Annotated in this window: 10 protein-coding genes; 2 read left to right on the forward strand and 8 right to left on the reverse strand. The window is 62.8% G+C overall.

Annotated features, from left to right (window positions below; genetic code table 11):
* The 3 genes from mobF to COA17_RS18100 all read right to left on the reverse strand — a co-directional run.
* Positions 1–2,383, reverse strand: a 2,383-nt coding sequence (gene mobF, locus COA17_RS18090; protein WP_096614267.1) for a MobF family relaxase, incomplete at its 3' end; no start/stop codon positions are given.
* A gap of 37 nt (positions 2,384–2,420) precedes the next feature.
* On the reverse strand, positions 2,421–4,817 hold the full coding sequence (locus tag COA17_RS18095) for a type IV secretion system DNA-binding domain-containing protein (protein WP_096614269.1): 2,397 nt from the start codon (positions 4,815–4,817) through the stop codon (positions 2,421–2,423).
* Positions 4,807–5,139: a hypothetical protein gene (locus tag COA17_RS18100; protein ID WP_096614271.1), complete on the reverse strand. Its 333-nt coding sequence runs from the start codon at positions 5,137–5,139 to the stop codon at positions 4,807–4,809. Before COA17_RS18100 ends, COA17_RS18095 begins: the two co-directional genes overlap by 11 nt.
* Positions 5,140–5,579: 440 nt before the next feature.
* Here COA17_RS18100 and COA17_RS18105 point away from each other — a divergent pair, with 440 nt between their 5' ends.
* Positions 5,580–5,774 carry a hypothetical protein gene (locus tag COA17_RS18105; RefSeq protein ID WP_096614273.1) on the forward strand — a complete coding sequence of 65 codons (195 nt, stop codon included), beginning with the start codon at positions 5,580–5,582 and terminating at the stop codon, positions 5,772–5,774.
* A gap of 102 nt (positions 5,775–5,876) precedes the next feature.
* Here the strand turns inward: COA17_RS18105 and COA17_RS18110 are convergent, their stop codons facing one another.
* On the reverse strand, positions 5,877–6,113 hold the full coding sequence (locus COA17_RS18110; protein ID WP_066120159.1) for a hypothetical protein: 237 nt from the start codon (positions 6,111–6,113) through the stop codon (positions 5,877–5,879).
* A gap of 323 nt (positions 6,114–6,436) precedes the next feature.
* On the opposite strand from COA17_RS18110, the gene COA17_RS19990 reads away from it, so the two are divergent.
* The gene (locus tag COA17_RS19990; protein ID WP_245857941.1) at positions 6,437–6,667 is read left to right on the forward strand and encodes a DUF6437 family protein; all 231 of its coding nucleotides are present in this window, start codon (positions 6,437–6,439) and stop codon (positions 6,665–6,667) included.
* 115 nt (positions 6,668–6,782) lie between these two features.
* Here COA17_RS19990 and COA17_RS18120 read toward each other — a convergent pair whose 3' ends face one another.
* The 4 genes from COA17_RS18120 to COA17_RS18135 all read right to left on the reverse strand — a co-directional run.
* Positions 6,783–7,172 (reverse strand): single-stranded DNA-binding protein, encoded by a 390-nt coding sequence (locus tag COA17_RS18120; protein WP_037445600.1) that lies wholly within the window; start codon positions 7,170–7,172, stop codon positions 6,783–6,785.
* A 301-nt stretch (positions 7,173–7,473) separates the two neighbouring features.
* On the reverse strand, positions 7,474–7,902 hold the full coding sequence (locus COA17_RS18125; RefSeq protein ID WP_096614277.1) for a DUF6915 family protein: 429 nt from the start codon (positions 7,900–7,902) through the stop codon (positions 7,474–7,476).
* A gap of 10 nt (positions 7,903–7,912) precedes the next feature.
* Positions 7,913–8,374, reverse strand: coding sequence for a DUF6878 family protein (locus COA17_RS18130; RefSeq protein ID WP_096614279.1), 462 nt, complete (start codon positions 8,372–8,374; stop codon positions 7,913–7,915).
* A 122-nt stretch (positions 8,375–8,496) separates the two neighbouring features.
* Positions 8,497–9,237, reverse strand: a 741-nt coding sequence (locus COA17_RS18135) for a DUF2493 domain-containing protein (protein WP_096614281.1), incomplete at its 5' end; no start/stop codon positions are given.

The raw sequence follows: 9,237 nt of genomic DNA on the forward strand, positions 1-9,237 counted from the left end.
GATCCTGTTCACCTTGCGGTCGTATCTGACCGGGACGAAACTCGAACTGCCGGCCACGCTCGTTCTCCAACGTGACCCGCTCGCGAGGTACATCAGTTCCGACCACCCGGTACTCGCCTGCTGCAAGGCCCTGGCTCCGCTGACGCCGCGCGACCTCGACCACCATGCCGGGGGTATAGGTGCTCGCGTATCGCAGCTCCTCGCGGGTGACATTGACGCGCGACAGGGTCTGGAGCCGCATGGTTTCAGGACCGAGTTCCCCGCTCGCTTTAAGGCCCGTCTGCACCGCATCGTTCACCGCACTGCGCAGGTTGCGGCCTGAAGCATAGATCGCGGTTGCCTCGCGCGCCGCTGACGAGAGCGACAACCAAGCGGCGGCGGCTTCGACAGCAGCATCGTTCCCCGCCTCGATCACCTGGGGTGCGAGATGGCGCATGGCATCCTCAATGCGCCCTTCTTGCGCTGCCTGTTGGGCTTCACGCAGGCCTTCGCTGCGCGCGCGAAGATTGGTGCTCATCACCGCAGTCTCGATCCCGGCCTGCTGCATCACATCGAACGGCTTGCCGGCATCTACGGCACCCAACTGCTTGCGGTCGCCGATGCTGGCAAAGCGGCCGAGTTCGAGCAGGTTGGCGAGGCGCACCAGCTTTTCCTTGTCGGCATTGCCGACCATAGATGCTTCGTCGAGCAGCACGACACTGCCGCGCATATCGGCCCGAGCCTCGGCGAGGCGGTCCGCATCGGCCCCTTCGAGAAGATCGCGGTGCCGCGCGAGAAACCGCGACACCGTCATCGAGGGAATACCCGTATCGCGTTCAAGCATCTGGACCAGCGTGTTTTGCACCGCGAGCCCGAGCACGGCCCTGCCCTCCTCACGCAGAATGTCCGCAACGGGCTTGAGGACCGTGCTCTTGCCTGCCCCGGCAACGCCCTGGATGGCGACGATGCGGTTGTTCGATCCAAGCAGCAGGCGCCCCGCCCCTTCCTGTCCGGCGTTCAAGGTGAGCCCGTACTTGATCTGGGACAGGGCTTGCAGGCGGGGCCCAGCAAGGTCGGGAGAGACAATCGCCGAAGCGGCGCCGCGCCCGCTTTCGACTCCAGCGATGATGCGCTGCTCAAGGCTGACGGCGTCGCGGGTGGTCAGCAGGTCCCGGTCTGCGTCCCTGCCCTTCTCCAGATATCCCTGGCGGAGCAGTTGATCGACGCGATGCTCGACCGCGGCAAGCGATGTGGGGAGCGCAAAACCAAGTGCCGTGCGGTAGATCTCGGTGCGCGTGAATGCCGCTTCCCGCTCGCCCAGATGCCGGACAGCCGAGGCGACCGCATGAATTGCGGCGACCTGCTCGACACTGCGATTGGTCAACCGGGCAGGTATCAGAGGATCACCTTCCCGCAGGCCCAGACGCTCGGCAAAGGAGGTTGCGAGGGCCTGAGCATGGCGGACAAGCCCGCGCATCGTTGGACCGATGCCGGCCACATTCCCAAGATCCTGTGCACTTCGGCCGTTGGCACTGGCAATGATCGTGACGGGATCAAAACCAAGCCTGGCGGACGTTTCCTGCCACTGCTGCGTAAGCGCATCGCGATCCTCGATCCGGCCCTTGTTGGCCCGGGTCATCAAGGTTGCGGCATCAAGGACGCTCGGCCCTGAGAAGTTCATTTGGGCTGCTGCCTCCAGGATCTCTCCACGCCGGGAACTGAAGGCATCGCGCACGGCCTTGGGCACCCCGACAGCCTCGAAATTGCCGTGCTTTCCGAACTCCCCAACCTCGTAACCGAGCTTCTCCACGCCCAACCGAAACCGGGCCATTGTCATGGCATTAAGCAAGGTGTTGTGCTGCCAGAGCTTGTCGTTGCGCAGCGCCCGCCATTTGCCGTCTGGCCCCTGGGTCACATTGGCAATGACGGCATGGAAGTGGGCGTTGGGTTCCTGGTTGCGGTTGGTGTCGTGCTGGAAGAGCGCGATCGCAAGGTTGCCGGTTTGGACGGCTCGCTCCTTGCCCCGAACCTCCATCCTGGTCTCAGCGAGGTTCTTTTCGGCCCAGCGCAGGGTTTCCCGGACGGCTGACGAGTAGGCATCGAGGATCCGTTTGTCGCCGCCCACCAGAGCAAGGACCGACCAGCTTTTCGGCATCGAAAAGGTGAGGTCGGTCCCCGCGCGGTGCGCCCGATTGTCACTTCCAACCCGGCTACCATCCGGCAGCATTCCTTTAAGGACTGCCTCGAACTGCCGCGCATCCACGGCCCCAACCAGCCCCAGGGCGGCAGCGCCTTCACCCAGCCATTCGCCGGAGCGATCAGCGTCTGCGCGCGTGTAGTAGTTGTCGGCAGCAAAGTAATTGGCCGCGCCGCCTGCGGTGCGGACATTGGCTACCGATAGCATCGTTTGTCCCCCGAGGCTGCGGCAATCGGCGGCATGATCACATCTCCATGTCGCCGAGGTCGGGACCCGGGATTGGCGGCGGTTCCTGCTCGCGCAGCCCATCCTCGAGCATCAGCTTGCGCGCTACTGCATCGCTGGGTCGCACGCTCTTAGGGCCATCCTGCTTGCCCTCTTGCAGCGGATTTGCGTCCGTTGTTCCGGCTCTAGCAGTACCCTTGGGAGTAGCCGGCTGCTCCTGCGTCGGGGTGGTCTCGCCGGTAGGCAGGAGCGGGCGGGCGGAGGGGCCAGCATTTCTCGGCCTTGCATCAGTTCGGGTTTTAGAAACATCCCGGTTGGCCCTGCCCGCCTTCTCTTTCCCGGATCGGGCTGCTCGTTCCTGTTGCTTCGCCGTCTTACCCGATGTGCTTTCAACAGCCCGCTGCAAGTCCTTTGCGGTCGCCTCGGGCTTCTGCCTCGACCCGGATTCCGGCGCATTGTCGAGAGCCAGTTCTCCCTGCTTGGGCACGACCGGCTTCCCTGCCCCGTCGTCGTTGGCCGAGGGATGCTCATTGCCCGCCGATGCAGCGGATGGCTCAGACTGCTCCGCCGGCGGCCGGGGCTCAACGACGCGTGCCTTTGGCCCTTCCTTCACTCTTGCGATGAAGGTCTCCGCCCGCTTGGGACGGTCGACGGGAGTGAGCTTGACGGGCGCAGCAGGGAAACCATCGGGGAACTTGATGTACCCGGACAAGCGCGGCAGATTCATGAGCTGGTCGGGCAGCAAGAGCGGTTCAATGTGCTTGCGCGGGGTTAGGCTGACCGCATCACGGGCATTGTTGTACCCGTAGGTATAGCCCTCTTCCATGTCCCGGACCTGGCGATGTCCAATGAAGTCAGAGCACCAGGTTGCCGTTTCGCGGTCGGCAGTTCCGAGGATCAGTTTCGTCCGGGCGAGCGATGCCAGCGTCATTGCCATGTTCTCGCCGTAAACCTCCTTGAGCTTGGCATAGGCGTGAAGGCCAAGGACTATCGCGCCGCCGAAATTGCGCGCCGTCTGCAGGCCTTTTTCGAGGGCTGGGAGGCGGTGCAGTGCCCCCAGCTCATCGACGAAAAACCAGCACTTGAGATCGCGCGTGCGAGGCATCGTCATCAGCGTGTTCATCGCGGTGTCGAGCCAGAGTGTGAGCAGCTGCGCGCAAACACTCATGTCGACATAGCGGGCCGAAATGAACAGGATCGAGCCTTCGTTTCGGGTGCTATCGGCTCCGTCCTCAATCCACTCGCGGACCGAGAAACGAGGACCTGCAGTCGGTAGCAGCTTGAGCGCCTTGGCGTTGACGTTGAAGACGGCCCGGATCGATTCCGCCATGCGCGCGGCTTCCGGCGCGGTCAGCGGATCGGCGATCGTTCCGCGCATCATGGCATGCACGCGCGACAGGTCCGCGGTCATCAGCTCGCGGGCAAGGGCATCATTGGTTGCCCTGCCTTCCGCCACGAGCTTGAGGCAGAATTCGACGAACAGGGCGCGGGCAGCAATCACCCAGAACTGGGCTTCTCCGCCCCCGTCATGGGGCACAAGGGCGTCGGCAGCGGCCCAGAATTCGCCTTCGGTGCGGCATTCGTCGAAGAGGCTCCACTGGGGGCAGCGCGCATCGAGCGGGTTCAAAATGATGTCGCAATGGGCGGCATGGAAGTGCTCGATGAAGGCACCGGTCAGATCGAAAACCACGCAGCGCTGGCCCTTGGCTCTTGCCTCCGCAATCATGTCCGAGATCGCCACGGTTTTGCCCATGCCGGTCGTGCCAATGAGCATCGCGTGGCTCTGTTCGAGCCGCCAGGGATAAGCCACCGTGGCGATATGCGATGGCCGATAGGGAAAGACCCGGGCGATCTCTCGCGGCAGGCTGAGCCGCCACTTCCAGCCCATAGCGGAATCGAGCTCACGGGTGCGCTCGCGCCGGTTGTGGTTTGTCAGTTCATCGACGAGCTCGGGAAGCGTGACCAGCATGGCGCCGCGCTCGTGTTTGCGTTCTTTGGAACGACCACCGAACCGCTCGGCGAACCAGTAGAAGACGGCAAAGGCAGGGACCAGCAGGACCCCCGATCGCCACAAGGCACTGGTCAGAAGATCTGTCAGCTTTTCCCACGCATGGACAACCGGTGGGTAGTGGTCGAGTTGGGCAATCGGAAACTGAATGGATGCGCCGAAGGCGGTTTCCAGCGTGATACGCTTGGCAGGATCGAACTCCATGAAACCGTAGATGGCGGCATAAATCCGCATCCAGACAAGGTAGACTTCGTGGTCGGTGAGCCCTGCCGAAATGGTCCACCAGGACGTCCATGAGATCACGAGCGTGGCAACGATCAGTGGGCCCTTGAGACCCGCCGCGAACATGAAGCTGAAATGGCCAAGCAGCTGGCTGCCGCGCGTGAAATTGACGAGGTTACGCTTCATCGGAACCTCCCTCGCCGGTAGCGGTGGTGAGGCCGAGCTCCTTGCATTTGCGCACGTAAGCTTGGTGTGCCCGACCGCGCAAAGCGTGGTCGGGGTGCCCTGCCAGTAGCGCATCCACACCGACCATGAGGAACACCGAGCGGCGGGAAATGCGCTCAATGGAAGTGTCGAGCCGGGAGGCAAGATCGTCCTCGGCGCAGGCATTGGCGAGCAAGACACGAACCCATTCGCTCATGCTGATCCCCTTGGCCTTGGCAGCCTTGCGGATCAGCGAGCTGAGCTCGGCCGAGATGTAAACCTGGAGACAGATTGGCCGTGTCATGCACGGACTCCTTATGGTCAGGAGCCCGGTTCACACTGCGAAAGGCAGGATCGAAGCTAAGTCAGATTCAAGAACATGTCAAGAACATAGAATTCGGCGAAATTCCGCTAATCGCTGCGCTGCTTGGGTCAATTCTACGTGACTCCCCTCGCCCACGTCATTTTTGACGGAGAAGCTGCCAATCCAGTATCCCCCACACAAATATCTGTATTTTCGTGGTTTATCGCCCATCCTTCCTGCGACCGGTCGCGTAGGGTGTGCTCAACCGTCCCCAGCTGCGAGGACAGGAACCAGCTATTGAGCCTGTAACGGATGATGCGGTCTGCGATGTCGGTTCGGCCGGTCGCTCTACAGGTTGCCGATGCCTCGGATCCTAATAGGCACAGACGGGATCGATGCCTATGATGCGGGCATCACCCCGGGCAACAAGGAAGCACGGCATGGGCCAAGTCACATTGAGTGCGACACCGAAGGGCAACGGCTTCCAGGCGACAGTCACTTACCCGAACGGGTTGTCGATCAGTTCTTCCGAGACTTTCCCGACGCAGGCAGAGGCAATCGAGGCCGCAGCGTTGAAGGTCCTGGATATGCCAGAGCGGCTCACCGATCTCGACCGTTCCGATACCCCCGACTGAAGCTTGCGACCCGCCTTCCCGTCCCGGCTGAGAGATGCCGAAACAGTCTGCGAGCAAAAAGAAAGGAGGAAGCCCTGACGGACTTCCTCCCAAACCGGCGGATCAGAATTCATCGCTGAGACGGCCCGGAACTGTGTCGATTACCCTGTCCAACATGGCCTTGGGCAAGGCGCCATAGTCTCCTTCATCGACCGCGATGTATCCGGCCTCGTCATCGGTCAGGACATACTGCGTGTAGTAGCTGTGAAAGGACCGGGCATGGGCCTGATCCAGTGCAGCAACGAAGGCGGCCTGATCTGCCTTGAGACCGGCATCGGCAATGTTCAGCGAAGCGTACATGATCTTTCCTCCTGATGTTCGATGCGTCGCATCAGGGATTGCGAAAGATGTGGGTGACGGGCTGGGTCAGGGACCGCGTCAGCGGCCGCGAAGCGGCGATGGGGGCAACGATTTTTGCCGGGCTTGCCCGGTAAAAATGGTGGGGCCCCGTCGTCCTTGACGCAGCCCCAAAGCCCGCATCAGACTTGGTCGTTCTGCGAGAGAGACCTCTCCAACGTCAGCGGGAAAGCGCACCAATCGCTCCACAAACCATTTTCCTACATGCGTCCGGAATGCCAATATCGTCAGCGGAGGGGACCAACGGCCAGCAAGAAGGAAACCCTATGGCCAGGTCCAAACCCACTGCGCGCGATGCGCTGAAGAAGCTGCGTGAACAGCGTGCGAGGCTCGAAAGCGAGGAAGCTCGTCTTCGCGAAGAGGCAGCGACCGAACTCGGCAGGCTGCTGATCGAGTGCGGCGCCGAGACGATCGAACCGGCAAAACTGCGCCAGGTCGTGCGTGCATCGATGGCACTCGGGATCGACGAAACGCTGAAGCGGATCGCCCCCGCTTAAGGCCAACCCAGCGGCGGCAAGGGGTTCGATGCCCCGCGCCGCCGCATTGCCCCAGAGCAAAAGAAAAGGCCCCGATGGCGTCTACCACCGGGGCCTTGTCGTGGGGTAAGGACATTCAGTCCTCGTCGATATCGGGAGCGCCCTCGTTGCCGCCAGAACGGCCCTTGGTGAGGAAGTCGACCTTGTCGGCGATGATCTCGCAGCCGTAGCGCTTGGTGCCGCTCTGATCTTCCCACTGGGTGTAGTGGATGCGCCCCTCGACCGTCACGAGCTGGCCCTTGGTGCAGTACTTGGCGACGTTCTGGCCAAGGCCGTTGAAGCAGGTGATCCGGTGGAATTCGCTGTCCTTGGCGGTGTAGCCGTTCTCGTCCTTGTAGGTCTTTCCATCCTTGCGGGCGGGACGGTCGGTGACGACCGAGATCGAGGTGATGCTGGTTCCACCCTGGGTGGTGCGGGTTTCGGGGTCGCGAGCGATGCGGCCAACGAGGATAACGAGATTGGTCATGGGCTTTCTCCTGATCGAGCATTCCGGGTCCATCCCGGCTGCAAACCCGAGCAGAAGCGCCCCGCGGCGAAGCGCACCGAAGGGGAACCCGGAACTGGTTCGGGTGGTGCGGGCAGCCGGGCACAGCCCGGCAACTCGGCCGGACCTGATCCGGGTTGCGCGTCTCGACGGGGGGTGATTCAGGGACAGGTTTGTATCGAAGCCGGGTGGAGCCGGATGCCTTGATAAGGTTTGCCCTGGCTCGTTTCCCTCCGGTCTTGGCCGGATTATCCACCCCAGCCCTCCACCGGAGAACCCCCTCTCAGATCACGGTAGGGACCGCTCCTCCAGCAGGTGGCGCACTCCTGGACGCACCTGCTTCGCCGGGGGCAGGCATATCGATCGTCACTCCTTCAGCACCGTCCAGAGGGTTGCCTCGCAGCATCCAGGCCTGCGGCGTGATCAAGCGCGCCCAGTCCGCAAAGGAGGGGATCGAGCCCAAGTCTTCGCGGACGTGCTGCTCGCCGACCAGTCGCACCGGAACGACCCGGTCATCGGCATTGACGAGGGTCTCGCCGAAGGTTGCCTCAAGCATGAATATCCCCTCGGCATGGTGCCGCAGCGCGCGGTGCCGAGGGTCTGCCAGGATTGCCTTGGACTGGTCGAACCATTGGTGAAGCGGCAGATAGTCATCGACCGTGCCGCCCCATTTCCGGACCGACGAGAGGGCGTGGTAGTAGCAGTGTGCCATGCCGGGTCTCCTAGAGCTCAGTCGAGTGATCATCGGTCGCGGTGAAGCGTAGGCTGCAGTCGAGCACGAAGGTCGCTTCAGCCACATCAATCACGAGTTCGCCGCAGGCACCGTCGTTGATCTCCCAGCCAGGGTGGTGACGTTCGAGCGCCAGATAGGTCAGCTGATCGAGAGCTTGCCCAAGCGACGGCAGCTGCTCGGAACCGGCACCATCCGCCGTATGTGCTTCGCCTTCCTGCAGCGTAACATCAGGGCACGCGATCGCCGCGCCAGCGGCATCGAGGCAGACACATTCCTCGACCGCACCGCTGTCGCCGCAACCGTCAAAGCGGATCTCGACGCGGGCGATGCCGGCTTCCTGCAAGCGCGGGAGAATGACGGTCTTGAGCTGCTGAATCTCTTCGACCACCTGGGTCTGCCGCTCGGCCTGGCGAACGGCAAAGTCGGCCATCACGGCTTCGATATCGATCATGGAATGCCTCCTGTAGAACGGAGCCGACGACCATCCGCTGGCTCCAACCGACAGGCGCTCGCCTTTCCTCTGACGGACGACGCCAGCGCCGATCCGGCGCTGGCGCGAAGGCCGACAGGGTCTCAGTCGGTGCTGGCCGAAGTGTTCTTCGGATTGGTGCCAAGGGGCCCGCGACGATCGACCACGGTGATCCTCCGCGCCTTGGCCTCGATGACCAGGCGTTCGAGTACGCCATTACCCGGGAACGCGATGACGTAGCGCGGTTCGAGCGAGAGCATCCGCTCGTTGCGCTTGAAGCCAGCACGGGCGCCCAGCCGCATATCGAGCGAGAACGTCACCTGCGGAATACCGCGACGTTCAGCCCAGCTCGATGCCAGACGGTCGACGCCCTTGGTGTCGCCGCCATGGATGAGCACCATGTCCGGCACGCGGTCGCGAACCTTGTCGAGCGTGGCCCAGACATTGTTGCCGAAGTTCAGTGCATCGTCTTCGGTAGCATGACGGGTGCGCCCGCCAGCGAACACGACCGGGGTTCCTTCGGGCACGGCCGCACGGCGCTTGGCTTCGGCACGGGCGCGCAGGAAATCCCGGCCTTCGACGAGCGCGGAAGTCAGCATGGCACTGTGGTTGAAACGCGAGCTGGAGACCGGCTTCCAGGAGGAACCGAACTCGTTCAGGTATAGGGCTGCTGCGACTTCGCGCATCTCTTCGAGCGCCAGCATCGCGCTTTCGGCGCACTGCGCCCGCTCAACCTGGGTCTCGAGGTCGTGGGTGTGGACTTCAGATCCATCGGCGGTCGCAATCAGCGCGCGGACCTCATCGGTCGCCCGGTCAAGGGCAGTCGATTTGCGTTCCGCCGAGCG

Source organism: Sphingomonas ginsenosidimutans, from assembly GCF_002374835.1.
GTDB lineage: Bacteria > Pseudomonadota > Alphaproteobacteria > Sphingomonadales > Sphingomonadaceae > Sphingomonas > Sphingomonas ginsenosidimutans.